Origin of the sequence: Streptomyces ruber (assembly GCF_014648075.1) — a bacterium.
GTDB lineage: Bacteria > Actinomycetota > Actinomycetes > Streptomycetales > Streptomycetaceae > Streptomyces > Streptomyces ruber.
Genome location: NZ_BMQK01000028.1, coordinates 1 through 26,895, shown reverse-complemented (window position 1 = coordinate 26,895; position 26,895 = coordinate 1). Strand labels below are relative to the sequence as shown.

At 73.3% G+C, this 26,895-nt stretch carries 21 protein-coding genes; 10 read left to right on the top strand and 11 right to left on the bottom strand.

Annotation, left to right across the window (positions count from 1 at the left end):
- Window positions 1-23: 23 nt before the first annotated feature.
- Entirely contained in the window at window positions 24-3,077 is a 3,054-nt protein-coding gene (locus IEZ04_RS32920; protein ID WP_189220663.1) for an NACHT domain-containing protein, read from the bottom strand.
- A gap of 505 nt (window positions 3,078-3,582) precedes the next feature.
- Between IEZ04_RS32920 and IEZ04_RS32915 the strand changes: the two genes are divergently transcribed.
- A complete protein-coding gene (locus IEZ04_RS32915) occupies window positions 3,583-4,182 on the top strand; it encodes a M23 family metallopeptidase (protein WP_189220688.1) in 600 nt (199 codons plus the stop codon).
- Between the two features lie 81 nt (window positions 4,183-4,263).
- Here the strand turns inward: IEZ04_RS32915 and cseC are convergent, their stop codons facing one another.
- The 5 genes from cseC to IEZ04_RS32890 form a co-directional block, all read right to left on the bottom strand.
- Complete coding sequence (gene cseC, locus IEZ04_RS32910; protein WP_189220662.1) at window positions 4,264-5,742, bottom strand: two-component system sensor histidine kinase CseC; 1,479 nt, start codon at window positions 5,740-5,742, stop codon at window positions 4,264-4,266.
- A gap of 7 nt (window positions 5,743-5,749) precedes the next feature.
- On the bottom strand, window positions 5,750-6,466 hold the full coding sequence (gene cseB, locus IEZ04_RS32905; RefSeq protein ID WP_189220661.1) for a two-component system response regulator CseB: 717 nt from the start codon (window positions 6,464-6,466) through the stop codon (window positions 5,750-5,752).
- Window positions 6,467-6,576: 110 nt separating this feature from the next.
- Complete coding sequence (locus tag IEZ04_RS32900; RefSeq protein ID WP_189220660.1) at window positions 6,577-7,224, bottom strand: hypothetical protein; 648 nt, start codon at window positions 7,222-7,224, stop codon at window positions 6,577-6,579.
- Window positions 7,212-7,844, bottom strand: a complete 633-nt coding sequence (locus IEZ04_RS32895) for a SigE family RNA polymerase sigma factor (protein WP_229821440.1) — start codon at window positions 7,842-7,844, stop codon at window positions 7,212-7,214. Before IEZ04_RS32895 ends, IEZ04_RS32900 begins: the two co-directional genes overlap by 13 nt.
- A 230-nt stretch (window positions 7,845-8,074) precedes the next feature.
- Window positions 8,075-9,067 carry an HhH-GPD family protein gene (locus IEZ04_RS32890; protein WP_229821439.1) on the bottom strand — a complete coding sequence of 331 codons (993 nt, stop codon included), beginning with the start codon at window positions 9,065-9,067 and terminating at the stop codon, window positions 8,075-8,077.
- A gap of 195 nt (window positions 9,068-9,262) precedes the next feature.
- Here IEZ04_RS32890 and IEZ04_RS32885 point away from each other — a divergent pair, with 195 nt between their 5' ends.
- A complete protein-coding gene (locus IEZ04_RS32885; RefSeq protein ID WP_189220659.1) occupies window positions 9,263-10,123 on the top strand; it encodes a hypothetical protein in 861 nt (286 codons plus the stop codon).
- A gap of 77 nt (window positions 10,124-10,200) precedes the next feature.
- Here the strand turns inward: IEZ04_RS32885 and disA are convergent, their stop codons facing one another.
- A complete protein-coding gene (disA, locus tag IEZ04_RS32880) occupies window positions 10,201-11,325 on the bottom strand; it encodes a DNA integrity scanning diadenylate cyclase DisA (protein WP_189220658.1) in 1,125 nt (374 codons plus the stop codon).
- Between the two features lie 82 nt (window positions 11,326-11,407).
- The gene (gene radA / locus IEZ04_RS32875; RefSeq protein ID WP_189220657.1) at window positions 11,408-12,817 is read right to left on the bottom strand and encodes a DNA repair protein RadA; all 1,410 of its coding nucleotides are present in this window, start codon (window positions 12,815-12,817) and stop codon (window positions 11,408-11,410) included.
- A gap of 247 nt (window positions 12,818-13,064) precedes the next feature.
- Here radA and IEZ04_RS32870 point away from each other — a divergent pair, with 247 nt between their 5' ends.
- Entirely contained in the window at window positions 13,065-14,750 is a 1,686-nt protein-coding gene (locus IEZ04_RS32870) for a BACON domain-containing protein (protein WP_229821443.1), read from the top strand.
- 130 nt (window positions 14,751-14,880) lie between these two features.
- On the opposite strand, the gene IEZ04_RS32865 is transcribed toward IEZ04_RS32870, so the two are convergent.
- Window positions 14,881-15,774: a DUF3109 family protein gene (locus IEZ04_RS32865; RefSeq protein WP_189220655.1), complete on the bottom strand. Its 894-nt coding sequence runs from the start codon at window positions 15,772-15,774 to the stop codon at window positions 14,881-14,883.
- A gap of 71 nt (window positions 15,775-15,845) precedes the next feature.
- On the opposite strand from IEZ04_RS32865, the gene IEZ04_RS32860 reads away from it, so the two are divergent.
- From IEZ04_RS32860 to ilvD, 4 genes are all read left to right on the top strand, one after another.
- Window positions 15,846-16,811 carry a Ppx/GppA family phosphatase gene (locus IEZ04_RS32860; protein WP_189220654.1) on the top strand — a complete coding sequence of 322 codons (966 nt, stop codon included), beginning with the start codon at window positions 15,846-15,848 and terminating at the stop codon, window positions 16,809-16,811.
- 653 nt (window positions 16,812-17,464) lie between these two features.
- Entirely contained in the window at window positions 17,465-18,322 is an 858-nt protein-coding gene (locus IEZ04_RS32855; RefSeq protein ID WP_189220653.1) for a sugar phosphate isomerase/epimerase family protein, read from the top strand.
- Between the two features lie 165 nt (window positions 18,323-18,487).
- Window positions 18,488-18,649, top strand: coding sequence for a hypothetical protein (locus tag IEZ04_RS32850; RefSeq protein WP_189220652.1), 162 nt, complete (start codon window positions 18,488-18,490; stop codon window positions 18,647-18,649).
- A gap of 381 nt (window positions 18,650-19,030) precedes the next feature.
- Window positions 19,031-20,884 carry a dihydroxy-acid dehydratase gene (ilvD, locus tag IEZ04_RS32845; RefSeq protein WP_189220651.1) on the top strand — a complete coding sequence of 618 codons (1,854 nt, stop codon included), beginning with the start codon at window positions 19,031-19,033 and terminating at the stop codon, window positions 20,882-20,884.
- A gap of 77 nt (window positions 20,885-20,961) precedes the next feature.
- Here the strand turns inward: ilvD and IEZ04_RS32840 are convergent, their stop codons facing one another.
- The gene (locus tag IEZ04_RS32840) at window positions 20,962-23,259 is read right to left on the bottom strand and encodes a serine/threonine-protein kinase (RefSeq protein ID WP_189220650.1); all 2,298 of its coding nucleotides are present in this window, start codon (window positions 23,257-23,259) and stop codon (window positions 20,962-20,964) included.
- Window positions 23,260-23,435: 176 nt separating this feature from the next.
- On the opposite strand from IEZ04_RS32840, the gene IEZ04_RS32835 reads away from it, so the two are divergent.
- The 3 genes from IEZ04_RS32835 (at window position 23,436) to proC (ending at window position 25,260) form a co-directional block, all read left to right on the top strand.
- On the top strand, window positions 23,436-23,735 hold the full coding sequence (locus tag IEZ04_RS32835; RefSeq protein WP_189220649.1) for an SH3 domain-containing protein: 300 nt from the start codon (window positions 23,436-23,438) through the stop codon (window positions 23,733-23,735).
- 48 nt (window positions 23,736-23,783) lie between these two features.
- Window positions 23,784-24,332, top strand: a complete 549-nt coding sequence (locus IEZ04_RS32830) for an EamA/RhaT family transporter (RefSeq protein WP_189220648.1) — start codon at window positions 23,784-23,786, stop codon at window positions 24,330-24,332.
- A gap of 115 nt (window positions 24,333-24,447) precedes the next feature.
- The gene (gene proC / locus IEZ04_RS32825; protein ID WP_189220647.1) at window positions 24,448-25,260 is read left to right on the top strand and encodes a pyrroline-5-carboxylate reductase; all 813 of its coding nucleotides are present in this window, start codon (window positions 24,448-24,450) and stop codon (window positions 25,258-25,260) included.
- A gap of 100 nt (window positions 25,261-25,360) precedes the next feature.
- Here the strand turns inward: proC and trpS are convergent, their stop codons facing one another.
- Window positions 25,361-26,359 (bottom strand): tryptophan--tRNA ligase, encoded by a 999-nt coding sequence (gene trpS, locus IEZ04_RS32820; RefSeq protein WP_189220646.1) that lies wholly within the window; start codon window positions 26,357-26,359, stop codon window positions 25,361-25,363.
- Window positions 26,360-26,895 lie beyond the last annotated feature (536 nt).

Here is a 26,895-nt window from a genome sequence, read left to right as displayed (position 1 = left end):
GACATCGCGGGTTCGCTCGGCCGTCATCGCGGTTGCAGGATCGTCTCCACTCCGGGGAAGAGTCCGGTGAAGCGGGAGACCGGGAAGGTGTGCCCCGGCCGGTTGACCAGGACCAGCGAGCGCAGTCCCGGAAGGCGGGGGACCAACGGGGCGAGGTCCTCGGCGCCGTGCATCGACGGGATGTGCAGCTCCTCCACACCTGGTAGCTCGGGCATCAGCTCGATGCACTGCGGGAAGTCCCGGATGATCCTCGCGTTCAGGTACAGGTGGCTCAGCTCCGGCAGTTCGGTGACCGCCCGCCAGTCGCCGACCGTAAGTTCCGTGGTCAGTGGTCCCAGGCTGAGCGTCCGCAGCGTGGTCCAGTGCTGGAGCCCGCGCAGCCCCGTGCTGTCCGTGCTGCGCGCACCCAGGAAGAGGAACTCCAGGGGCGCCTCCGGCGGCAGGGTCTCCCGCAGATCGGCGCCCGGCAGCCGCTGGATCAGGGAGATCCTGGTCAGGGACCGCAGGTACCGCACTCCCGTCAGGTCGGCGACGCCGCCGCAGGCGAGCAGCGTGAGCGGCAGTTCGGCCAGGCGCTCCCAGCCGGTGGCCGACGGGCAGTCGTTGACCCACAGCTCGCGGAGCGAGCCGAAGGACGACAGCACGTCCAGACCCGAGAGACGAGGGTTGTCCGACAGGTTGAGCGATGTCACCGCCTCGGGTGCGGGCACCGCGGCAAGGATGTCCTCCGGCCGGTGCGGGCCCGCGACGGAGAGTTCGGACCAGGGACGCATGCCGGCCAGTGCCGCCAGTTCCCCGGCCGACGTGATGCTGAGGTGGAGGTCCGTGCGGTCGAGGTGGTCCAGGACCTCCGCCGCGTACTCCGCACTGTCGAACCGGCTCCAGGTGCCGACCAGTTGCCGCCGCACGTCCAGGTCCCGATGTTCCCGGAACCGCCGCAGCATCCCCAGCGCCCCCGCCGGCTCCTCCGCCCCCAGCACCGATGCCGTCACCGTGACCCCCAGGGCCGCCTCGTCGCTCAGTCCCTCCGGCCCCGGCAGCAGCTCCAGTACCAGGGGACCGGCCTCTGCCAGCAGCTTCGCGTCCTCCTTCGTACGGGGTGGGATCAGCGCCCCGGCCCGTGCCTGCACCTCCGCCCGCACCTCCGGGTCCAGTGCCGTCGCGTGTTCCAGACAGGCCAGCGCCAGCAGGGTCAGCCGCGGCTTCTCCCCGGCCAGCAGCTGCCGCAGGAGCCAGGCCCGTTCGCGTGGTCTGGCGTGGGCCATCGCCATGCGGATCACGTCCTCCCACTGGGTGTCACCCGCGTGGCTCGCGAGGACGTCCAGATGCCCCTCCTCCACCGCGTACCGCGCGGCCAGATAGTCCTGGAACGTGCGGTGGACGAAGTCCAGGACACCGTCGGCCGGCCGGCGGACCAGGCCGCTGCGCAGAAGCAGGGTGCGCAGCACGGTCGCCGCGTCGCACCGGCCGCCCGGCAGTGTGAGCGACGGCAGACAGCGCTCCACGATGCCCTCGGCCGTCTCCACGTCCATCACCGTGCGGCCGCTCAGCACCAGGGCGTAGGCGAGGCGCTGCAACAGCTCCAGCTGCGCCTCCTCGCTCAGCTCCACCTCGTCCACCGGCCCCAGGCCCCGTTCCCGGTCCCGGCGGGCGAGCAGCATCGCGAGGGCGGCGTCGTACAACTCCTTGCGGCCCGTGGGGAGATAGCCGCGCCGTTCCCGGTGCAGGGCACAGATCAGTCCGCACATCAGGGGGTTGGTGGCGAGGCGGGCCAGGTCGCGTTTGGTGCGCAGGGAGTCCAGGAGCGGCCCCTCGAACTCCGGGGCGCGGGCGGCCGTGTGCCAGCGGCGGACGAAGGTCGCCACGTCCGGGCGGCGCATGGGGGCCAGGGACAGCTCCCGGAAGGATTCCTGGGCCATCCAGTCGGCGCGTACCGCCGTCGGGCGGGAGCTCAGGAGGAAGTTGTTGCTCGGGAACGCCTGGATCAACGCGCGGAGCCAGTCGCGGGTGCGGTGGCGGTCGGCCGACGGGATCTCGTCCAGGCCGTCCACCAGGACCAGTCCCCGGCCCGCCGCCAGGACGCGTTCCGCCCAGCCCTCCGGCGGTGTGAGAGGGCAGCCGACCGCGGTCAGGAAGCCGGCCGGCGCGGGCAGTGCGCCCGCGCGGATCAAGGTGCGCAGGGGGAGGACGTACGGGATGCGGTCGCCGGCCCGCGCGGTCGTGACCGCGAGCCACTGGACCAGCGTGGTCTTTCCGGAGCCCGCGTCACCGCGCAGCAGCACCCGGTCGTGGCCGCGCATGGCCTCTTCGGCGGACAGCTGGAGCGTGACGGGCGTGCGGCGGTCGGCGTCCCGCTCACCGTCGGGCTCGTCGGTGGTCGTCGCCTCCAGGCTCAGGTAGGCGACCTCGAGGGGCCAGCGGTCCGGGGAGTCGCGCAGGTCGATGCCGTAGATGGTGATGTGGTTGTGGTGCTCGGCGACATACGAGAGGTAGCGCCGCTCGAACGCCGTGTCGTGGGCGTCACGGCGTGGCGTGCGGGTGATCAACTCGTCGGTCTTGGCCGTCAGCTCGGCCTGGACGCGGGTCTGCTCGACCAGAGTGCGGGGTACGAAAGTCGACCGCCGTGTGAAGAACTCCAGGATCTGCAGGCAGGCCCCTTCGGTCGCCGAGTCGAGGAAGAGGACGGCGTCCGAGGAGAGGCCGGTCGGGGAGTCCGCCGCGCGCAGCCGGCCGGCCAGGTCCTTGTGGCCCAGCCGTACGGCCTGGACGTCGTCCATCTCCAGGTCGCCCAGGGCGAGCAGGCGGTGGGCCAGGGCCTCGGCGACGGCCGTCCGTTCCTCGGCCGGGAACGGACGCTCACCGGGGGAGGACACCGCCTCCTCGACCAGGCGCCGGGTCAGCCGGCGCACCTCCCGTTCGCCGACGGCGCGCCGTTCGCCGTGGAAGGACACCAGGTTCCTCAGTCGCACCGGCTTGTCGACCAGTCCCGCCCCCGGGCCGTCCGCCACGAACAGCTTCTTCAGCAGCGGGCCCATCACGCTCGACGCCAGCCTGACACCTGCGGCCGCTGGTTCCATGTCGCTCCCCCCGAAAGCATGGCCGACTTCGCGGGCTCAGCGTACGTTTCGCCGGCGTCCGGCGGGGAGGGGCGTCCTCCGCGGCCGGAGTGGCGCACGTCACTTTCCGGGGCGGAGGCGAGGTCCCGGAAGCCCGGCCCCGGTGACATGCCGCACAGGGGATTCCCGCACCACTAGGCGGAATAGTGGTGGGGGGAGTCGGGTGGAAGGGGCGGGCGGTGTGCTGTCCGCCCGTATTCCGGGGCCGTGCGCGGGGCGTGTGCGGGGCCCGGAGGTGGCCGGATCGCGCGCCGGAAGAGTGCCGGATTTCGACGTGATTACGGCCTTCCTTCGTACATCACAGTTCTTGTCAGGGATGTGGGCCCGGGGTACCAAGGACGAGTCCGTTCGGCGGCCGTCCCCGCGCCGCCGGGCGATCCAGTCCCCGGACGCCGTGTCCGTCGGAGGCGCCGCCTCCGGACGTCGGTGCGTCCGCTCCCCACTCCCGTGAGGTCCCTTGATGTCGTTGTCGAAGCGTGTCCGCTCCCGCCTGCCCCGTACGTCCCTGCTCCGTCTGCGCACGGCCGCCGTGGCCGTGGGTGTGGGCGCCTCGGTCGTGGGCGTCGGCGGCGGGGTGGCCGTGGCCGGCACCGCTGTCCCGGCCGCCGCAGCCAAGGCCGTCCCGGCCGCCGCCACCGAGAAGGCGGTCTCCTGGGTCACCCCGGTCGAGGACTACACGCTCTCCGCGGGCTACGCCCAGGCGGGCAGCATGTGGACCTCCACCCACAGCGGCCAGGACTTCGCCGTCCCGAGCGGCACGCCGGTCCTCGCCGCGCACGGCGGCACCGTCGTCAAGGCCGGCGGCAACGGCGCCGGTGACGGCCCCGCGTACGGCAACGCCGTCGTGATCAAGCACAGCAACGGCACGTACTCCCAGTACGCCCACCTGTCGCGCATCGACGTGAAGGCGGGCCAGGTCGTCGGCACCGGTCAGCGCATCGCCCTCTCCGGCAACACCGGCAACTCCAGCGGTCCGCACCTGCACTTCGAGATCCGTACGACCGCCAACTACGGCTCGGCCGTCGACCCGGTCGCCTTCCTGCGGGGTGTGGGCATCACGCTCTGAGCGCACGAAGCCGCACGAAGCCGCACGAATCCAGAGGAAGCCGGACGCCGGCGGATCCCGGCTGATGCGGGTGGGGGCGCGTCAGGCGCCCGTACCCGTGCTCCCGGGCAGGCGCACCACCGGAATGCTCCCCGTGCTCGTCGGCGCGTGCTCCGGCAGCCACAGGACCGCCACCGCGCCCTCCGCGGGCCCGTCCGTCGCGGGCGCGTCCTGCGGGACACCGGCGGGGCGTACGTTGCGGAAGGTCAGCCGGGCGCCGAGCACACGCGCCTGACCGGCCGCGATGGTCAGGCCCAGCCCGTGCCCCTGGCCCGCGCGGTCGGCGGAGCCGGTACGGAAACGGCTCGGGCCGTCGGCGAGGAGGGCCTCGGGGAAGCCGGGGCCGTGGTCGCGCACCCGGACCACCCGGCCCTCGACCGTGACCTCGATCGGCGGCCTGCCGTGCCGCGCGGCATTGGCCAGCAGATTGAACAGGATCCGCTCCAGCCGCCGCGGGTCCGTCGTCACCTCCGACTCGTGGATCACCCGCACCGTGATGTCCGCGTCCTTCGCGGCCACGCGCCGGGCCACGAACTCACCGAGCAGGATGTCCTGCAGTTCGGCCCGCTCGGAGGCGCCGTCGAGCCGGGCCACCTCCAGGACGTCCTCGACCAGCGTGCGCATCGCCTGGGCGCGGTCGCGGACCAGCTCCGTGGGTCGGCCGGGCGGCAGCAGTTCCGCCGCCGTCAGCAGTCCGGTCACGGGGGTGCGCAGCTCGTGCGCGATGTCCGCCGTCACCCTGCGCTCGGCCTCGATGCGCTGCTGCAGCGCGTCCGCCATGGCGTCCACGGCCCGCGCGAGGTCGTCGGTCTCGTCGTGCACGACGCCGCCGATCGCGTCCCCGACCCGTACGTCCGTCTCACCCTTGGCGACCCGGTTCGCGGCCGTCGCGGCCTTGCGCAGCCGCCGCGACATCCGGCCGCCGATCAGGACGCCGAGCGCGCAGCCGCCGAGGACGACGGTGATCGAGCCGATGACCAGCGCCTGGTCCAGGTCCTTCATGATGTCCGCGCTGCGGTCCGTGAACCGCGTGTGCAGGGACAGCACCCGCCCGTCCTTGAGCGGCACCGCGGCCCAGATGTCCGGCACACCGTGGGCGCCCTCGGCGACGTAGGTGGCGCGCCGGCCCTGCCGGACCTTCTCCACCAGGTCCTCCGGGAGGGACGGGTCGTCGACCTCGACGCCGAACGCCCCCGGCGACTGCTGCCGGCCCGACTCGTACATGCGCTGGGCGACCTGGATGCGCTCGTCGGCCAGGTCGCGCGAGTTGTCGAGCATCGAGACGCGCGCCGCGTTGTGCACCACCAGGCTCAGCGCCAGCGCCACCAGCGCGCCGACCAGGGCGATCGCCGCGCTGAGCTTCCAGCGCAACCCGGTGTGCAGCCTGGTGCGCAACCCGGTGTGCAACCCGGTGTGCAGCCTGGTGCGCAACCCGGTGTGCAGCCTGGTCCGCAGACTGGCGCGCAGCCCAGTACGCGGACTGTCGCGCAGACCGGCTCCGTCCCTCGTGTCCCGGCTCATCCCGCGCTCAGGCCCTCAGCTTGTAACCGAAGCCGCGGACCGTCTCGATCCGGTCCTGGCCGATCTTCGTACGCAGCCGCTGGACATGGACGTCCACGACCCGGGTGTCCCCGCCCCAGCCGTAGTCCCACACGCGCTCCAGCAGCTTGTCGCGGGACAGCACCGTGCCCGGCGCCGAGGAGAACTCCAGCAGCAGCCGCATCTCGGTCGGCGTCAGCGCCACCGGCCGCCCGGACCGCCGTACCTCCATGCCCTCCGTGTCGATCTCCAGGTCGCCGTCGCCGAACACCAGCAGCCCGCCCGAGGCGCCGGGCGCCGGGCCCGCCGCACGGCCGGCACCGCCGCTCGCGTGCCCGAACCGCCGCAGCACCGCACGGATGCGCGCCACCAGCACGGCACCGTCGAACGGCTTGGTCACGTAGTCGTCCGCCCCGGCCTCCAGGCCGAGGACGACGTCGATGGAGTCGGCGCGGGCCGACAGCATGATCACGGGCACGGTCGACTCGTCGCGGATGCGGCGGCAGAGGCTCACCCCGTCCAGGCCCGGCACCATCACGTCGAGGAGCGCGATGTCGGGGCGGTGCGCGCGGAAGGACGTGAGGCCCGACAGCCCGTCGGGCACGGCGGTGACCACGAAGCCGTTCCGTTCCAGCGCGAGCTGGGTGGCCTCGCGGATGACGTCGTCGTCCTCGACGAACAGGACGTGGGTCCTCTGCTCTGCCATCCGTGTTCTCGTGCTCTCTCGATCCTGGTGCTGGTGCTGGTGCTGGTGCTGGTGCTGGTGCTGGTGCTGGTGCTGGTGCTTGCTGTTGCTGGGTGCGCGCGCCGGCCCTGTCAGTCCGCGGCGGGGGCCGGACTGTCCGCGGTGCCCACCGCGTTGCTGTAGTCGTTGTGCGTGCGCGACTGCTCGGCGAAACGCTCCGCCGTCCAGCGGTAGGTGATCACTTCTTCGCTGGAGGGGTACGACACCGGGTCGTCCTTCTCGTACAGCTGCTGGGTGACGACCAGGTCGCCGCGGTCGATCTCCGCGTACACCGGGGGCTCCTCGGCCCGGAAGACGTTCCGGTACTCGCCGCCGCGCTCGCGGTACACGTACGTGCCCATGCCGACGGCGTCACCGCACGTCATGACGTTGACCACGATGTCGTTGCCGGTCCCCCCGGTCAGGTTCCCGTACGACACGTCGACCGGGTACTCGTCGGCGACGCACGGTTCGAGGTCCCGTTTGACCGCCTTGCTGACCTTCGCGTCCGCCTTCACCAGCGCGACCACCTCGGCCACGCTGGGCCGGCCACCGGTGGGCGACGCCGAGGGGGTGGCGCCGCCGCCCGCCCGCCGCGCGCTGCCCGCCGGTCCCTCGTCGCGGGTGCCGGTGCCGCCGGTGGCGCAGGCGGCGACGAAAAGCCCGAGGGCGGCGCTCCCGGCCACCGCCGTGATCACCGCCTTGCAGGCTCGTCCGGGCCGGTTACTCAGGCCGCGCAACGCTCCCGCTCCTCACCCGGTTCCAGCACGCGGACGCGGTGTTCCTCGTGATCCCCGAGGCCCCTGACGTCTCCGAGGTCTCCGAGGTCTGCGAGGTCCTCGTGGCTCCCGAGGTCTCCGTGGTCCTCGCGCTCCCGGCGCTCCAGCTCCTCGCGGAGCCGGGCCAGTGCCCGGTGCAGCGTGCTCTTGACCGTTCCGGCCGACATGCCGAGGGCGGCGGCCGTCTCCTGTGTGGACATCTGCTCCCAGTGTCGCAGCACCACCACACTGCGCTGCTTGGGAGCGAGCACTTTCAGGACGTCCAGCAGCAGGGCGCGGTCGGCGTGCTGCTCGGTCGCGTCGTCGACGGCCGCGTCCGGCAGCTGCTCGGTCGGCACCTCCTCCAGCTTCCGGGCGCGCCACCACTCGGTCCGGGTGTTGATCATGACGCGGCGCAGGTAGGCGTCCGCGAGCCGCTTGTCCGAGATGGCCTCCCAGCGGCCGTACGTCCGGGCCAGCGCGGTCTGCAGCAGGTCCTGGGCGTCGACCGGGTTGGGGACCAGCCGGCGCGCACTGCGCAGCAGGGCGTCCTGCCGGGTACGGACGTACTCCTCGAATCCGAGCACCTCGCCCTGCGTCATTCCAACCGCCTCCGTTCCCCGTCGGTACGGCACCGAAGCTACGGACGCGTTGTCACGGCGCTGTGCGCGGCAGCCTGCGGGCAGCCCTCGGCTGTCCGTCGGTTGTGTAACGGAAGTAAGGACGGGATAAGGGAGGCTGCCGGTCGGGGTGGTTATGGGGTGATCTGCCGGGCCGGAGTCGCCCCGGCTGCCGCCCGGCCCGTGGCCGCCTGTCGTGACGTACGGACCGATCAGGTCAGCGGCAGTCGGTACAGGCCGCCCGGGAGGGGCTCGACCAGTCCGTCGGAGACCAGGCCGTCCAGGGCGCGGGCGCGCTGCACCGGCTCGTCCCAGACCCGGTCGAGCACCGCCTGCGGCACCGGGGCGACGGCCTCGCGCAGAACGGCGAGGAGCTTGCCGCGGACCTGGCGGTCCGTGCCCGCGTACGTCTGCCCGCGGCGGGCCGGCCCGTCGTGGGCGGGCTTCCCCGCGAGGCGCCAGGCGCACTGCGCGGCGATCGGACAGCGGTGGCACGTCTCGTTCTTCGCCGTGCAGACCAGCGCGCCGAGCTCCATGGAGGCGGCGGCCCACCGCGAGGCGGTGCGCTCGTCGTCGGGCAGCAGGGCACGGGCGAGCCTGCGCTCGGCGGCGGTGGTGGCGTTCGGCGGATACTGCACGCCGGTGACGGCGCGGGCGAGGACCCGGCGCACGTTGGTGTCGAGGACGGCGTGCCGCTGCCCGTACGCGAAGGAGGCGACCGCCGCGGCCGTGTACTCGCCGATGCCGGGCAGCGCGAGGAGCTGCGCGTGGTCGGTCGGTACGTCGCCGCCGTGCCGTTCCGTTATGGCGACCGCGGCACCGTGCAGGCGCAGCGCGCGGCGCGGGTAACCGAGCCGGCCCCAGGCGCGCACCGCCTCACCCGGGGGCTCCTTGGCCAGGTCGGCGGGGCGGGGCCAGCGGGCCACCCACTGTTCGTACACGGGCAGGACGCGGTTGACCGGGGTCTGCTGCAACATGAACTCGCTGACCATCACCCCCCACGGGCCCGCCTCGGGCCGCCGCCACGGCAGATCGCGGGCATGCTCGTCGAACCAGGTGATGACGGGTTCGTGCAGGGCGCCCCCGGTGGGGTCCGGAGCGGCGGCGGGGCCGGGAGCGGACGGCGTGACCGGCGTGGCCGAGGCGGCCGGTGTGACGGGGACGGCGGTGCTCGGGGGCTGCGGGATGTGCGGGGTTGCAGTCATGGCACTCTCGATCCTGCCATGCGGGGGTGGGCACGCGCGGTTACCGGCAGGTGGCGGGTCGGACCGGCCCCGGGCACGGCCGGGTGTTCGCCGGGACCGTACGGAGTGCCGCCGGGATGATGATCCGGAGAAAGTTCGGGACCAGGGCGGCGGGTGAGACGGGTGAACGCGCCGTTCTCTCGTACAGTTTGCGCCGTGGGATCTCTGCGCAATCCGGTCGGGCCGCTTCCCTCCTCCATCTACTGGCGACGGAGGGCCGTCATGCTGTCCATCGTCGCCCTGTTGGCGCTCCTGGCCACCTGGGTGCTCACCCGCGGGGGCGGGAACGGCGGCGGCGACGCGAACGGGTCCAACGGCAAGAATCCCCTCCCCTCGATCACCGCGGGACCGTCCGGTTCGGGCCCCGCGATCAGCCAGGCGCCCGGCGGGCGCGACGAGTCGGGCGACGGTGAAACCTCCGGCGCGGGGAGCGGCTCGGGCGACGACGGCTCCGCCGCGGGCTCCGGCGACGGCGGTTCCGGGGACTCCGCCGGTTCGGGTTCCGGGTCCGGCTCCGGGTCCGGCGGCAGCGGTTCCTCGGGCGGCGGCGCGATCGCGGACGGCGAGGGGGGCGGTACCGGTACCGGACAGCGGCTCCCGGCCGGGTCGAAACTGCCCGACTGCACCGGTGGCGCCGTCAAGTTGGGCGTCCGCAGCCTCAAGAACGCGTACGAGCCCGGCGACAGGCCCACCTTCGAGCTGGCCGTGACGAACACCTCCGGCAACGACTGCAAGGTCGACCTCGGTCCGAAGAAGACCGTGCTGACGATCGCCCAGGCCGACGGCGACGACACCCTGTGGTCCTCGGCGGACTGCCCCGAGAACGCCGGCAGCCGTCTCTTCCGCGTACCGGCCGACAGCCGCATCACCCACACCGTCACCTGGGACCGCAAGCCCAGCGAGCCCAACTGCGCGACTCCCTCCGCGGGTTCGGCGGGAGCGGGCACCTACCTGGTGGAGGCCGAGGCCCCGAACCTGGCCAAGGCCCAGACGTCGTTCGTCCTGGAGAAGGACTGAACGGCAGGGCTGCACTCGGGGGGCAGCGCCCTGCAAGGGGCGCGGGGCTGACGCCGAAGCTCCCGAACCGCCGGAGGCTAGACGTACCGCTCCAGGATCGACGACTCCGCCAGCCGCGACAGCCCCTCGCGCACGCTGCGGGCCCGGGCCTCGCCCACGCCGTCCACGGTCTGCAGGTCGTCGACGCTCGCCGCGAGCAGCTTCTGCAGGCCGCCGAAGTGCTCCACCAGCCGGTCGATGATCGCGCCCGGCAGCCGCGGCACCTTCGCCAGCAGCCGGAAACCGCGCGGCGACACCGCGGAGTCGAGCGCCTCGGGCGAACCGGTGTACCCCAGCGCCCGCGCCACGGTGGACAGTTCGAGCAGCTCGGCGTGGCTGAGCTTGTCCAGCTCCGCGAGCGCCTCGTCGACCGTGCGGGACCGCTTGGCCGTCGGCTCCGGCACGTAGTCCCGGACGACCAGCTCGCGCTCCGGCTCCACCCCGGCGATCAACTCGTCGAGCTGCAGGGCCAGCAGCCGGCCGTCCGTGCCCAGCTCGACCACGTACTCGGCGATCTCGGTGGCGATGCGGCGCACCATCTCCAGGCGCTGCGCCACCGCCGAGACGTCGCGGACGGTCACCAGGTCCTCGATCTCCAGCGCGGAGAGCGTGCCGGCCACCTCGTCCAGGCGGAGCTTGTACCGCTCCAGCGTCGCGAGCGCCTGGTTGGCGCGGGACAGGATCGCCGCCGAGTCCTCCAGGACGCGCCGCTGGCCGCCGACGTACAGCGCGATCAGGCGCATCGACTGGGAGACGGAGACCACCGGGAAGCGCACCTGTTTGCTGACGCGGTCCGCCGTGCGGTGCCGGGTGCCGGTCTCCTCGGTGGGGATCGTCGGGTCGGGCACCAGCTGCACGCCGGCCCGGAGGATCTTGGACAGGTCGGAGGAGACGACGATGCCGCCGTCGAGCTTGCACAGCTCGCGCAGCCGGGTCGCGGTGAACTCCACGTCGAGCACGAATCCGCCCGTGCACAGGGCCTCGACGGTCTTGTCGGAGCCGAGCACGATGAGTCCGCCGGTGTTGCCGCGGAGCACGCGCTCGAGGCCGTCGCGCAGGGCCGTGCCCGGCGCCACCGCGCTCAGTGAGGCGCGCATCAGGCCATCGGCACCGGCACTCCCACCGGACTTTCCGGGAGCTGCTGCCCGGTCGTTGGCTGCCACTGCACTCCTCCGGTCGCAGGTTCTGGGGCGCTCCCGCTTTCGCACACTCGGTTCGTACGGACGGGCGAGACCTGGGCAAAGTCTACCGGCGGTCCTCCTGCTCCCGTGGGGCCTCTCGGCGACGGGAGCGCGGCAGGACCCTCAGCGCCTCGCCCATGTCGGCCACTTCCAGGACCTTCATCCCGGCCGGGACCTTCCCCGGATCGCCCGGGACGAGGGCGTGCGTGAAGCCGAGCCGGTGGGCCTCCGCGAGCCGCCGCTGCACGCCCGTGACCCGGCGGACCTCACCGGCGAGACCCACCTCGCCGATCGCGACGAGGTTCTTGGGCAGGGGGGTGTCGCTCGCGGCCGACGCCAGCGCGAGGGCGACCGCGAGGTCCGCGGCCGGCTCCGACAGCCGTACGCCGCCGACGGTCGCCGAGTAGATGTCCCGCTTGCCGAGCGCGCTGATCCGCCCGCGCTGCTCCAGCACCGCCAGCATCATCGAGACGCGGGAGGTCTCCAGGCCCGAGGTGGTCCGGCGCGGGGAGGGGATCTGGGAGTCGACGGTGAGCGCCTGCACCTCGGCCACCAGCGGGCGGCGGCCCTCCAGGGTGACCGTCAGGCAGGTGCCCGGCACCGGCTCGTCGCGGCGGGTCAGGAACAGGCCGCTCGGGTCGGCCAGCCCCGTGATGCCCTCGTCGTGCAGCTCGAAGCAGCCGACCTCGTCCGTCGCCCCGTACCGGTTCTTGACACCGCGCACGAGCCGGAGGCGCGCGTGACGGTCGCCCTCGAAGTGCAGCACGACGTCCACGAGGTGTTCGAGCAGGCGCGGTCCGGCGATCGCGCCGTCCTTGGTGACGTGGCCCACGAGCAGGGTGGCCATCCCGCGCTCCTTGGAGGCGCGGATCAGGGCGCCGGCCACCTCGCGGACCTGGGCCATGCCGCCCGGGGCGCCGTCGATCTCGGGGGAGGCGACGGTCTGCACCGAGTCGAGGATCAGCAGGGAGGGCTTCACCGCGTCCAAGTGGCCGAGGACGGCGGCCAGATCGGTCTCCGCCGCCAGGTACAGGTGGTCGTCGATGGCGTTGATGCGGTCGGCGCGCAGGCGCACCTGGCTCGCCGACTCCTCGCCGGTCACGTACAGCGTGCGGTGCTCGGAGCTGGCCGCCTTGGCCGCCACGTCGAGGAGCAGCGTGGACTTGCCGACGCCGGGCTCGCCCGCGAGGAGCACGACCGCCCCGGGCACGAGGCCGCCGCCGAGGACCCGGTCCAGCTCGGGCACGCCGGTGGAGCGCGCGGTGGCCTGGCGCCCGTCGACCTGGCCGATCGGCAGCGCGGACGAGGTGACGCGGCCGGGCGCCGTCGTACGGACGGCGGGCGCGCCGTACTCCTCGACCGTCCCCCACGCCTGGCACTCGGGGCAGCGGCCGAGCCACTTGGCCGTCTGCCAGCCGCACTCGGTGCAGCGGTAGGACGGCCGGTCCTTGGAGGTCTTCGTACGGGCAGCCATGCACGAAACCGTAGCCGCCCCCACTGACAGCGCGGCCCCGGCCCTCGACGCCGCCCGCCGGCCAGGCTGCGCGACCGATCCCCGTCTGTTCCGCTCCGGTCTTGAACGAACCGGACATCGTTCCATCGGATCGACTGCGGAATCCCTGCTTCCCGTCCCCTTATGAGGGGTCGTTTCACCCGTAGGAATTAAATGTCGGCAACGGTGAGGAAGGGCCTGTCGCCCGCCGCCTACGGTCGCATGGGTGATGACGACCAGTCCGGAGACCCCGACCCGCACCACCGGCGCACAACGAGCGCATGAGGAGAAGGGCGACCGGGCGGCCGCGCGCTCACCGGCGCAAGCCCCGCCCGGCCGCCACGAGGCCCAGCTGGACGGCCTGTTCACCTACTGCCTGTCCGTGCTGTGCGACCACGACGCGGCGACCGCGGCGCTGGCCGACGCGCTCCGTGTCGCCGAGCGCCGCCGCGGCCCGGCCACTCCGGACGACCACCGCGCCTGGCTGTACGCGCTCGCCCGCTGGGCGTGCCTGCGCGAGCTGGCCGGCGCGCGGGAGAAACGCCAGGGCGCGCACGCCTCCGGCCGCCCCGGCACCGACGAGCGGCGCGAACCGGACTCCGGGCCACCCGTCCCGCCGCGGGAGCGGGCGCGGCGGCAGCACGACATCGCCCGGCTCGCCTGGCCCGAGGCCGCCGGTACGACGCCCGCACAGCGCGAGGCGCTCGAACTGGCCGTACGCCACCGGCTCACCGCCCACGAGATCGCCGCCGTCCTCGGTTCGGCCCCCGCCTCCGCGCGCGAGCTGCTCGCCTCCGCCGCCTGCGAGGTGGAGCGCACCCGTGCGGCCCTCGCCGTCGTGGAGGCCGGCACCTGCCCCGGTGTCGCCCGGCTCTCCCACGACCACCGGCTCGTCCTCGGCACCACCCTCCGCCGCGAACTGGTCCGGCACGTGGACGACTGCCCCCGCTGCCGCCGCACCGCCGAACGCGCCGCCCCCGGACGGTGGCCCGGTACCAGCGTCACGCCCGCCGCGCTGCCCCTCGTCGAGGCCCCGCGCGCGGACCTGCGCACGGCGATGACGCACCTCACGCGCGCGCGGGGCGGCTCTCCGCGCTTCGACCGGCGCGGCTTCCCCCTGGACCTCAAGGGCCGCGCGGCCCGTCGTGACCGGCTGCGCGCGCGTGCCGTCACGACGACCGTCGTGGCCACGGTCGTCGCCGCGCCCGTCCTCGCCGTCTGGGCCGCCTTCCGGAGTGGGCAGCCGGCCGGCGGCGAGGCGACCGAGGGCCCCGCGGCCGCCACCGCACGCGAGGCACACGAGCCCGACCGGCCCGACGGGCCCGACGACGGCACGGGGGACTACCGGAACGCCGGCGACGCCGGCTCCGGGCCCGGCCGCCCCGGCGAGGGAGCCTCCGGCATCGGCATGGAGGTCCACGGCGACGCGGACCCCGGCGCCGGTGCGCTCACCGTGCGGGCGATCGGTGACGGCGACACCATGGTCATCACTCTGACCGCGACCGGGAGCGCGCCGGTCGCCTGGTCCGCGCACACCGACGCCGGATGGCTCTACTTCGGCCGCTCCCGGGGAACCCTCGCGCCCGGCGCGTCGGACACGGTCGACGTGCACGTCGACCGTCTGCGCGAGCCCGCGGGGCACTGGAGCGCCCGGGTGTCGATCGCACCGGCCGGCGCCGTCGTCCCGGTCGAGGGGTACGGCCCCGACTCCCGGCCGAGCTCCCCACGGCCCGCCCCGCCCGGCCCGACGGCACCGAGCGCTCCGCCACCCACGCCCACCTCGGGCCCGGAGCCCACGCCGAGCGCCCCGGCCTCCTCCACCCCGACGCCCGGGCCTCCAACCCCCACGGACCCCGCCGGGCCGGCCCCGAGCCCCGGCGACGACGGAACCCCGAGTGCGCCCGCCGGCGATTAGGACCCGCTCCGGCCCGTCCGGCCCGTCCGGCCCGTCCGACGGCCGCGACAACCGCGACAGCCGACGTGCGGCTCCGGGCCCTGGTCCCCGGGCTCCGGGCCCTCCGGGCTTCGGGCCGAGGACCCGACCCTCAGCGCACCGGGTCCGCCGGATGCGGTGCCAGCAGCGGGAGCTGCGACCTCAGGCGCTCCTCGCACAGCTCGACCAGCCGGTCGTACCCGGCCTTGCCCATCAGCTCGATCAGCTCGGGCCGGTACGAGACGTACACCGGCTCGCCCGCGCCGTGCGCCGAGGTCGCCGACGTGCACCACCAGTGCAGGTCGTGGCCGCCCGGACCCCAGCCGCGCCGGTCGTACTCGCCGATGGAGACCTGCAGCACCCGCGTGTCGTCGGGACGGTCGATCCACTCGTACGTCCGCCGGACCGGCAGCTGCCAGCACACGTCCGGCTTGGTCTCCAGGGGCTCACGGCCCTCCTTGAGCGCCAGGATGTGCAGCGAGCAGCCCACGCCCCCGGCGAACCCGGGCCGGTTCTGGAAGATGCACGAACCCTTGTACGGGCGGGTCTGGCGCTCGCCGTCCTCGTCCTCCGAGACCCAGCCGGACCGGGTGCCCACATCGTGGTACTGCCAGATGTCCGGCGTGAGCCGCGCCACATGTCCGGCGACGCGCTTCTCGTCGTCCTCGTCCGAGAAGTGGGCACCCAAGGTGCAGCAGCCGTCCTCCGCACGGCCCGCCTTGATGCCCTGGCAGCCGCTGCCGAAGACGCAGTTCCAGCGGGAGGTCAGCCATGTCAGATCGCAGCGGAAGACCTGCTCCTCGTCCGCCGGATCAGGGAACTCCACCCACGCGCGCGCGAAGTCGAGCCCCTTCTCGTCGGGCTCCTGAGGGCGCAGCGCCGGCACCGCGGGCTCCGGCACCTCCGCCTGCGCCGCCTGCGAAGAACGCACGACGTATTTGGCGTCCTTGGCCACCTTCGCCTTCTTGGCCGTCTTTCCGTCCTTCGCCTTTTTCGTCTTTGGCACCCGTCCAGGGTAGGACGCCCGGCGTCGCTGCGGTGACCGGCGGCCCGCCGTCAGGCAGTAGCGTTTTGTACATGAGACTCGGTGTCCTCGACGTGGGTTCGAACACGGTGCACCTGCTGGTGGTGGACGCGCACCCGGGCGCCCGTCCGTTGCCCGCGTACTCCTACAAGGTCGAGCTGAAACTGGCCCAGCTCCTCGACGAGGAGGGGTCCATAACCGACCAGGGCGTCGAGCGGCTCGTCGGCGTCGTCCGCGAGGCGCTGGTGGCCGCCGAGGACAAGGGCGTCGAGGACCTGCTGCCGTTCGCCACCTCCGCCGTGCGGGAGGCGGGCAACGCCGACGAGGTCCTCGCGCGCGTGCGCACCGAGACCGGCGTCGAGCTCCAGGTCCTCAGCGGCGAGGAGGAGGCACGGCTCACCTTCCTGGCCGTGCGCCGCTGGTTCGGCTGGTCGGCCGGCAAGCTGCTCGTGCTCGACATCGGCGGCGGCTCCCTGGAGATCGCGTACGGGATGGACGAGGAGCCGGACACCGCGGTGTCGCTGCCGCTCGGCGCGGGCCGGCTGACGGCGGCCTGGCTGCCGGGGGACCCGCCGGACCCGGCCGACGTGAAGGCGCTCCGCCGGCACGTGCGCACCGGGATCGCCCGGTCCGTGGGGGAGTTCAGCCGGTTCGGCACCCCCGACCACGTGGTCGCCACCTCGAAGACGTTCAAGCAACTGGCCCGTCTCACGGGCGCCGCGCGCTCCGCCGACGGCCTGTACGTCCAGCGCGAGCTCAAGCTCCAGTCGCTGGAGAGCTGGGTGCCCAGACTCGCCGGGATGACCGTCGCCGAGCGCGCCGAGCTGCCCGGCGTCTCCGTGGCCCGCGCGGGCCAGCTCCTCGCGGGCGCGCTGGTCGCCGAGGCCGCCATGGAACTGCTCGGCGTGGAGGCCCTGGAGATCTGCCCCTGGGCCCTGCGCGAGGGCGTCATCCTCCGCAGCCTGGACCACATGCCGACGACCCGGGCCCCGGGCCCGAAGCACGTACCGATGACGTGACGACACGCGGCACGCGACCCCGGTCGCATGCCGCACCGGCCTCGTGGGCGGCCAGGGCCGCATGCCGCACCGGTCCCGGGCGGTGCCGGCCGCGTGCCGTGGTGCCGGCCGCGTGCCGTACTGGTCCGCGCGGCCCCGGCTGCTCACCGCCCCGGTCGCATGCCGCACCGGCCGCTCACCGCCCCGGCCGCATGCCGCACCGGCCCCGCGTCGCATCGGACCCGCGCAGCCCAGGCCCCGCGTCGCCCCGGCCCCGCGCCGCACCGACGGTATGCCGTCTCCGGCCGCGTGCCCTCTACGTCTCTGTCGCCGATCGTGCGTCGCCGAGTACCGGCGCGCACTGTCCAGGCCCCGGCCGTCGTCGTCTCGTATCAGTCGCGAGCCGTCTTCGTGCGACCGTGCGCCGTCCCATCCGGCCGCGCGCTGTCCCGGCCCGACGGTGCGCCGCCCCGTACAGACCGCACTGTCCCCGCCCCGCCCCTCGCCGCCCGATACCACCCCTTCCGGCGTGACATCCGCCACCCCGGAAGGGGTGGTTCCGCCACCCGTCGGGCCCGTATGCGCGGGTCAGCCGATGGCCGGTTGCCGTACCCCGCAGCGGTGCCACAGGAACCGGCTCCCGGTGCGCAGCGCGGCCCCGTACCCTGTCCTTCGTGGCAGAACCAGCGGTGCGCATCCCGGATGCGAAGGTCGCCCTGTCGACGGCTTCCGTCTATCCGGAGTCGACGGCGACGGCCTTCGAAATCGCCGCGCGCCTCGGGTACGACGGGGTCGAGGTCATGGTGTGGACCGACCCGGTCAGCCAGGACATCGAGGCGCTGCGCAGACTCTCCGACTACCACCAGATCCCCGTGCTGGCCGTCCACGCCCCCTGTCTGCTGATCACCCAGCGCGTGTGGTCCACGGACCCCTGGACCAAGCTCCAGCGGGCCAGGGCCGCCGCCGAGAAGCTGGGCGCCGACGCCGTCGTGGTCCATCCTCCCTTCCGGTGGCAGCGCCAGTACGCGCGCGACTTCGTCTCCGGCATCTGGCGGATGGCGGACGAGACGGATGTGCGGTTCGCCGTCGAGAACATGTACCCCTGGCGCTACCGCGATCGCGAGATGCTCGCCTACGCCCCCGACTGGGACGTCACCAAGGACGACTACCGCCACTTCACGGTCGATCTCAGCCACACCGCGACGGCCCGCACGGATGCCCTGCAGATGGTCGACCGCATGGGTGACCGCCTCGGCCACGTCCACCTCGCCGACGGCAACGGCTCCAACAAGGACGAGCACCTGGTCCCGGGCCGTGGCACCCAGCCCTGCGCCGAGGTGCTGGAGCGCCTCGCGCTCAGCGGCTTCGACGGTCACGTGGTCATCGAGGTCAACACCCGCCGCGCCATGTCCAGCGCCGAGCGCGAGGCCGACCTCGCCGAGGCCCTGGCCTTCACCCGGCTGCACCTCGCCGCCTCCTCTGCCTCCTCCGTCTCCTCAATCTCCTCAGCCTCGAAGGTGCCCCGGCCGTGACCCCGGCGGCCGGCCCCCGCCCCGCAGGAGACGGCCGCCCCGCGCAGGGTCGGCCGACCTGCCGACCGCCCGCGACCGCATCCTGACGCCGCCCGCGACCGCATCCTGACGCCGCCCGCGAGGCGTCCTCCCGGCGCGGCCACGACCGGACGTCCGTCCGTCCGCGTGATCGCCGACACCGTCGGCGCCGCCCCGGCGCTCGTGCACCACTGCTCCGATACGAAGGAGCAGGCCGTCGAGGCCGCCACAGCGGCCGCATCCGCCCCGGTCATGGACGCTCCGAAGGCGGTCGAGGAGAGCCCCTCGACGGGGTCGGCACCCGCCTGACCCGCTTCGTCCCCGGCGTCCGGGAGGACCCGGTGGTGCCTCGTACGCCGCTGCTCACCGTCGTCCGCGCCGCCCCGCACAACGAGACCTCGGCCACCGTCTCGGGCCGCATCCTGGAGCCGCCGGCCCCGGCTTTCCCGGGCGATCCGTACCCGCCTGCACCACCCGCCTGCACCCGTCCGTACCCGTGCGTACCCGTGCGTACCCGTCCGTACCCAGCCCGTGCCCCGCCCGTACCGAACGCGTCGGCCGAGACCTGCATCCCGCATTCCGGACCATCTGTCCGCCCACTGGATGACGGGCGTACGCTCGATACCGTCCGATCCACCGGCTCCCACCGACCACCGGAAGCCGGTATCCGCCCCGAAGGAGCGAGCGACGATGCCCGAGCTGAGGTCCCGCACAGTCACCCACGGCCGCAACATGGCGGGCGCCCGCGCCCTTATGCGCGCCTCCGGTGTACCGGGCGCGGACATCGGCCGCAAGCCGATCATCGCGGTCGCCAACTCCTTCACGGAGTTCGTGCCGGGCCACACCCACCTCCAGCCGGTCGGCCGGATCGTCAGCGAGGCGATCAGGGAGGCCGGGGGCATCCCGCGCGAGTTCAACACCATCGCGGTCGACGACGGCATCGCGATGGGCCACGGCGGCATGCTCTACTCGCTGCCCTCCCGCGACCTGATCGCCGACAGCGTCGAGTACATGGTCGAGGCCCACTGCGCGGACGCCCTGATCTGCATCTCCAACTGCGACAAGATCACCCCGGGCATGCTGATGGCGGCGCTCCGCCTGAACATCCCCACGGTCTTCGTCTCCGGCGGCCCGATGGAGTCCGGCCGCGCCACCCTCGTCGACGGCACGGTCCGCACCCTCGACCTGGTCGACGCGATCTCCGACGCCGTGAACGACAAGATCTCGGACGAGGACATCCTCCGTATCGAGGAGAACGCCTGCCCGACCTGCGGCAGCTGTTCCGGCATGTTCACCGCCAACTCGATGAACTGCCTGACCGAGGCGATCGGCCTCTCCCTCCCCGGCAACGGGTCGGTGCTCGCCACGCACACCGCCCGCAAGGCCCTCTACGAGAACGCCGCGCGCACGGTCATGGACATCACCCGCCGCTACTACGAGGAGGACGACGAGACGGTCCTGCCCCGCTCCGTCGCCTCCGTCCCGGCCTTCGAGAACGCGATGGCGCTGGACATCGCGATGGGCGGCTCCACCAACACGATCCTGCACCTGCTGGCCGCCGCCCAGGAGGCGGGCGTCCCCTTCGGCCTCGCGGAGATCGACGCGGTCTCGCGGCGCGTGCCCTGCCTGGCCAAGGTCGCCCCCAACGTCGCCAAGACGCGCACGTACTACATGGAGGACGTGCACCGCGCCGGCGGCATCCCCGCCCTCCTCGGCGAGCTGCACCGGGCCGGCCTGCTCAACGAGGACGTGACGTCCGTCCACAGCGCCTCCCTCGCGGACTGGCTGAAGACCTGGGACGTGCGTGGCGGCTCGCCGTCCCCCGAGGCGGTCGAGCTCTGGCACGCGGCCCCCGGCTGCGTCCGCTCCGCCGAGGCGTTCTCCCAGTCCGAGCGCTGGGAGGCCCTCGACACGGACGCCGAGAACGGCTGCATCCGCTCCGCCGAGCACGCGTACTCCGAAGACGGCGGCCTCGCGGTCCTCAAGGGCAACCTGGCCGTGGACGGCTGCGTGGTGAAGACGGCCGGAGTCGACGAGTCGATCTGGACCTTCGAGGGCCCGGCGGTGGTCTGCGAGTCACAGGAGGAGGCCGTCGAGAAGATCCTGAACAAGCAGGTCACCGACGGCGACGTCGTCGTCATCCGCTACGAGGGTCCCAAGGGCGGCCCCGGTATGCAGGAGATGCTGTACCCGACGTCCTTCCTCAAGGGCCGTGGCCTGGGCAAGACCTGCGCGCTGGTCACGGACGGCCGCTTCTCCGGCGGCACCTCGGGCCTGTCCATCGGCCACGCCTCCCCGGAGGCGGCCTCCGGCGGCACGATCGCCCTGGTCGAGGACGGCGACCGGATCCGCATCGACATCCCGAACCGTTCGATCGAGCTGTTGGTGGACGACGCCGAGCTGGCCCGCCGCGAGCAGGCCCTGAACGGCGTGTACGCCCCGAAGAACCGTGACCGCAAGGTCTCCGCCGCGCTGCGCGCCTACGCCGCGATGGCGACCAGCGCCGACAAGGGCGCGGTGCGGGACGTGACGAAGCTGGGCTGACGCGGGACGAACCGGCCGGGGCCGGCACCCGGGAGTACCGGGTGCCGGCCCCGGCCGGTTCGTCCCCTGCCGTCCCCCTACCAGCCCGCCGGGTCCGACGCGTCCACCGCGAACAGCGACCCGTCCGGAGCCCCGGCGTACACCCTTCCCTCGGCCACGACCGGCGTCGGCAGCGAGGCGACCAGCTTCCCCGCGTCCTCGGCGAGACGCGGCCCGGTCTGACCGAGCAGCCTGCCCCGGGCGGTGTCGACGGCGAGGAGCCGCCCGTCGGCGGCCGTGAAGTACAGCCGGTGTCCGGCCACGACGGGAGCCGAGGCGAAACTGACGGACGTCTCCAACCGCCACACCTCCCGCTCCCGCGCTCCCTCTCGGGTGTCGACGGCGACCAGCGCACCCCCGTCGGCGAGCAGGTAGACCATGTCGTCACGGACGGCGACCTGCGCCCCGGGCAGACCGAAGCGCAGGGCGACCCGCCGTACGGTGTCGCTCGCGACGTCGTACCGCACGACGGCGTCCGTGTACGAGTACAGGTCCGACGAGGTGAACCACAGGGTGCCGTCGCGGACGTCCACCAGGCCCAGCGCCCCGTCCAGCCGCCGCTGCCGGCGGACGTCCCCCGTCTTCGGGTCCACCACGGTGACCCGCGTCCCCGCTCCGGCCGCGCTGACCGCGTACGCGAGTCCGTCGCCGTACGACTGGAAGCTCGGCGAGGGCTGTTCCGGGATCGGGACCGCGCGCCGCCACTTCTCCTCGCCGGTGGCCGCGTCCAGCGCGGTGACCATCGAGTCGGTGCCGGTGATCAGGAGAACCCCGCCGGCCTGGCTGACGGGAAGGGCGGGCGCCGGGAGGTCGCGGCTCCAGCGGGTCCGGCCGGTCGCCGGGTCGAGCGCGGTGAGCCGGCGCCCGTCCCCCGCGTCGCCGACGACGTGCACGAGCCCGCCCGACAGCACGGGCGCCCCGGCCGGCGCCTCGTCCCCCGGGGGCGCGCCGCGCGACCACAGCACCTTCCCGCCGTCCGGGTCGACGGCCGTGGCCAGGACACCGGAACGGGCGCAGTAGAGCGCGCGGGGCGTGTACGCACACCGCGGCACACCGGTCGCCTCGGCGGCGCCTCGCGCGCCCACGGTGACGTCCCAGGGCCGGAAGGCGCTCCCCGACGGCTCCGTCGTCGGCCCGGGCGCCGAAGCCACGGGGCTCTCGGTGCCCGGACGGAGCGCGAAGACCCCGACGGCGAGCACGGCGAGCGCGACGGCGGGAACCCACCACAGCCGCCGGCGGCGGGCGCGGACCGCCGCGGGGAGGCGGGGGTGTTCGCCGACGGCGGCCCTCTCACCGGTACGGGACGCCTCACCGACGTCACCGGCTACGGGCTCTCCACCGGTGATGGACCGGTCGCCGGTGATGGACCGGTCGCCGGTGACGGCCCGGTCGCCGGTGACGGCCCGGTCGCCGGTGACGGAGAAACCCTCACCCCCGGCGGCAGCCGTCCTCCGCCCCGCCCCGCCGGCCCCCCGCCGCTCGGGTACGAACGCCTGGGTGTCGTACGAGGCCCGTGCCGATCGCAGCTCCGTCATCAGCTCGTCCGGGGTGGGCCGGTCGCCGGGCTCCTTCGCCAGGCAGCGCGCGACGATCCCGGACAGCTCCTGCGGCACACCCGTCAGGTCCGGCGCGTCGTGCACGACCTGATACGCCACCAGGTACGGGCTGTCGGAGTCGAAGGGCCCGCTGCCGGTCGCCGCGTGCACGATGACCGACCCGAGGGCGAAGACGTCGGCGGCCGGACCCACCTCCCGCGGGCTGCGGAACTGCTCCGGAGCCATGAACGGGGGCGTGCCGATCAGCTTCCCGGTCTCGGTGCGCAGTTCGCTGTCGGCGGGCCGGGAGATCCCGAAGTCGATGACCTTGGGACCGTCCTCGGCCAGCAGCACGTTGCTGGGCTTGAGATCGCGGTGCACCACACCGGCCCGGTGGATGTCGCGCAACGCCTCCGCGAGCCCCGCCATCAGCTGCCGCAGCCTCGCGGCAGGCAGCGCGCCGTTCCGTTTCACATGCTCGGCGAGGGTCGGGCCGGGGATGAAGAGGGTGGCCATCCAGGGGCGGTAGGCCTCGGGGTCGGCGTCGACCACCGGTGCGGTGAACGCGCCGCTGACCCGTCGCGCGGCCGTCACCTCCTGCCGGAACCGTCCCCTGAACTCCGGGTCCTGGGCATGGGCCGCGTGCACGACCTTGATCGCCAGTCGCAGTCCGGAATCCGACCGCGCGAGATGCACGACTCCCATGCCACCGGAGCCGAGCTTCCCCTCCAGCAGGTACTGCCCGGCATACCGCGGAGGTTCCGCTTCCGGATCGGTACCGGCGCTGCGCTGTGGCGGCATCCCTCACCCCCGCGTGTCCGGTCGCGTGCGCGAAACGCAGAGCCTAGTCGATGCCTCGTGCGAGACCCCGGCGGCTTGCTAGCCTCGGCGCACCACGCGCCCTTGGCGTGAACCGCTCAACAAGGCGACGTGGCGACGGGGTAACGGGGTAACGAGGTTCACGGGGGAGGGCCTACATGGCCACGCAGGAGATCCAGCTCTCGGCTGCGCAGAACATTTCGGTGGCAGACCGCACATATCCGGTCGCACCGGGCGTTCGCCTGAACGTCCGCAGCGGCCCGGGCACGCAGTACGGCATCGTGGGCACGCTGCCCGCGGGCGCACAGGTGTCGATCCGCTGTCAGCGCACGGGCACGACGGTCAGCGGTCCGTACGGCACGTCGAACATCTGGGACTCGATCGCGAGCGGGCAATACGTCTCGGACGCGTACGTCTACACGGGCAGCGACGGTTACGTGGCCCCCAACTGCGCATGACGCGGGGGCGACCGTGGGGGCCGGCCGGTCCGGAGCGATAATCGCCGGGTGAGCGACGAGCGACACCGCACCGGTACGGACACCGGCACCGGTACGGACACCGGCACCGGCACCGGTACCGGCCCTCCGGCCGCACCCGCGGGTCCCCGTCCCGAACCCATCCGCTTCTTCGGGACGACGTGGGTGCACCACGACGACGGCTACCGGGGCCGCCGCGCGGCCGTCTCCGCCGGTTCGCTGGCCCTGGTCGTCGTCACCTGCCTGGTCCTCGGCTTCGCCTACGAGGGCCTGCGGCTCGCGGCCATGGGCGGCTTCGTCCCCGTCCTCGTCGTGGTGATGTTCGCGGTGTGCACCGCGCTGGCCTTCGGCCACACCTGGGGCGGCTACCTCAAGCGGCCCGACCCCGACCGCCACGCCTCGCTGCGCGGACTGCTCGCCATCGGCTTCCTCGGCTCCCTCCTGGCCTACTTCTTCCGCTCCCTCACCGAGGCCCCGGGCGAGGGACTGCACCGCGAGGAGTACGAGAAGGCCCGCGCCCAGTACGAACGCCGTACGGCCCGCCGCACGGGCAACCCCTCGCGCCGCCGCCGTCCGTAGCGCGGGCGTCTCCCCGGCCCGCCCCACGTCCCGCCCACCGGACATCCCGTCCCCGGCGGCGCTCCGGGTGCGAGGATGCCCGTAGGACGACGCAACCTCGGAGGGCACCCGCACCATGACCCAGAAAGTCGCAGTCCTCGGCACCGGGAAGATCGGCGAGGCCCTGCTCAGCGGCATGATCCGAGCCGGCTGGGCGCCCGGCAGCCTCCTGGTCACGGCCCGCCGCCCCGAACGGGCCGAGGAACTCCGCACCCGCTACGGGGTCACCCCGGTCGGCAACGACGAGGCGGCCAAGACGGCCGACACCCTCATCCTCACGGTCAAGCCCCAGGACATGGCCGCCCTCCTCGACGAACTGGCCCCGCACACCCCCGCCGACCGACTGATCGTCAGCGGCGCCGCGGGCATCCCCACCTCCTTCTTCGAGGAGCGCCTCGCCCCGGGCACCCCCGTCGTACGGGTCATGACGAACACCCCCGCTCTCGTCGACGAGGCCATGTCCGTCATCTCCGCCGGTACCCACGCCACTTCCGAGCACCTGGCCCATGCCGAGGAGATCTTCGGCGCCGTCGGAAAGACGCTGCGCGTCCCCGAGACCCAGCAGGACGCGTGCACCGCCCTGTCCGGCTCGGGCCCGGCGTACTTCTTCTACCTGGTCGAGGCGATGACCGACGCGGGCATACTCCTCGGCCTGCCCCGCGACAAGGCCCACGACCTCATCGTCCAGTCCGCCATCGGCGCGGCCACCATGCTCCGTGACAGCGGCGAGCACCCCGTCAAGCTCCGCGAGAACGTCACGTCCCCCGCGGGCACCACCATCAGCGCCATCCGCGAGCTGGAGAACCACGGCGTACGGGCCGCGCTCATCGCCGCCCTGGAGGCGGCCCGCGACCGCAGCCGCGAGCTCGCCTCCGGCAACAACAGCTGAACGCCGCCGGGCTGTCACCGGGGGCCCGGCACCCGGCCCGGTCCGGTCCCCCGGTGACGTCCCGCTCGCCCCACCCGCTCCGCTCACCCGCTCCCGCCGTTCACACGGGCGGCAGCAGCCCGATCGCCCGGAAGGCGGCGTCCACCCGCGGCCGCGCCATCTCCCGGGCCCGCTCGGCACCCTTCCGCAGCACCCCCTCCACGTACGCGGGATCGGAGCACAGCTCCCTGTGCCTCTCCCGCACGGGCCGGAGAACCTCGACCACGGCCTCGGCGACGGCCTTCTTCAGAGCCCCGTACGACGCGTACGCACCGCTGAGCTCCCCGGGGTCCCCGCCCTCGCAGGCCGCGAGTATCTCCAGCAGATTTGCGACGCCCGGCCGCTCCTCCCGGTCGTACACGACCTCCCGCCCGCTGTCGGTCACGGCCCGCAAAACCTTCTTGCGCACCACGTCGGGCTCGTCGAGCAGATAGACGATCCCCGGCCCGGCGTCGTCGCTCTTCCCCATCTTCGAGGTGGGCTCCTGCAGGTTCATGACCCGGGCGGCCACCCCGGGGTGCGTCGCGCGGGGCACCACGAACGTCTGCCCGTACCGCTGGTTGAACCGCACGGCCAGGTCCCGCGTCAGCTCCACGTGCTGCGCCTGGTCGTCCCCCACCGGCACCTCGTCGGTCCCGTACGCGAGGATGTCCGCCGCCATGAGCACGGGGTACGTCAGCAGCGACAGCCGCACACTTCCCCCACGCCCCTGCTCACGCGCGGCCTTCTCCTTGTACTGGATCATGCGCCGCATCTCCCCGTCCGTGGCCACGCACTCCAGCACGTACGACAGCCGCGTGTGCTCGTCCACATGACTCTGCACGAACAGGGTGCACAGCTCCGGGTCCAGCCCGGAGGCCAGCAGCAGCGTCGCCGCCTGCCTGCTGAGCCGGCGCACCCGCGCCGGGTCGTGGTCCACGGTCAGCGCGTGCAGATCGACGATGCAGAACAGCCCGTCCGCCCGGTGCTGGTCCACCGCCGCCCAGCGCCGCATGGCTCCCAGATAGTTCCCCAGCGTCAGATGCCCGGTCGGCTTGATCCCACTGAAGACCCGCGTCATCCCGTCTCTCCACCTCTCCGGTGTTCCGGTACGGGGCCGCCGTGCCAGCCGGCCGGCTCCTCCGGGAGGGAGATACGAGAACGGCCGCCAGTCGGCGGCCGTCGAGTGCGTACGTGACAGTGGCCGCCGTCAGGCGGCCCACCACAGCTGGGTGCACATACGCGTCATCATGAGGCCCACACTACGCCTCCGGGATGCACCGCAGCAGCGGGTTGACACGACCCGACCCGATGCGTACTGTTCTCCGAGTTGTCCGACGTGAGCACCGATTCCGATCGGTCCCCGGACAGCCATTCCGCAGGTACCACCCACACTCGACGCGCAGTCGATCTGCTGTCGTGCCATTGGCGTGGGCATTTGCGAAATGAGGAATCCACGTTCGAAAGGACGCGGACCCCGATTAGCTCGGGAGCCGGGAATCCGCTAAAGTCTCACGAGCCGGAACGGCCCAACGGCCGGGAAGGCAGCTCCCGCTGACTGGGAATCAGGCCCGAAAGGATCTGATAGAGTCGGAAGCGCCGGAAAGGGAAACGCGG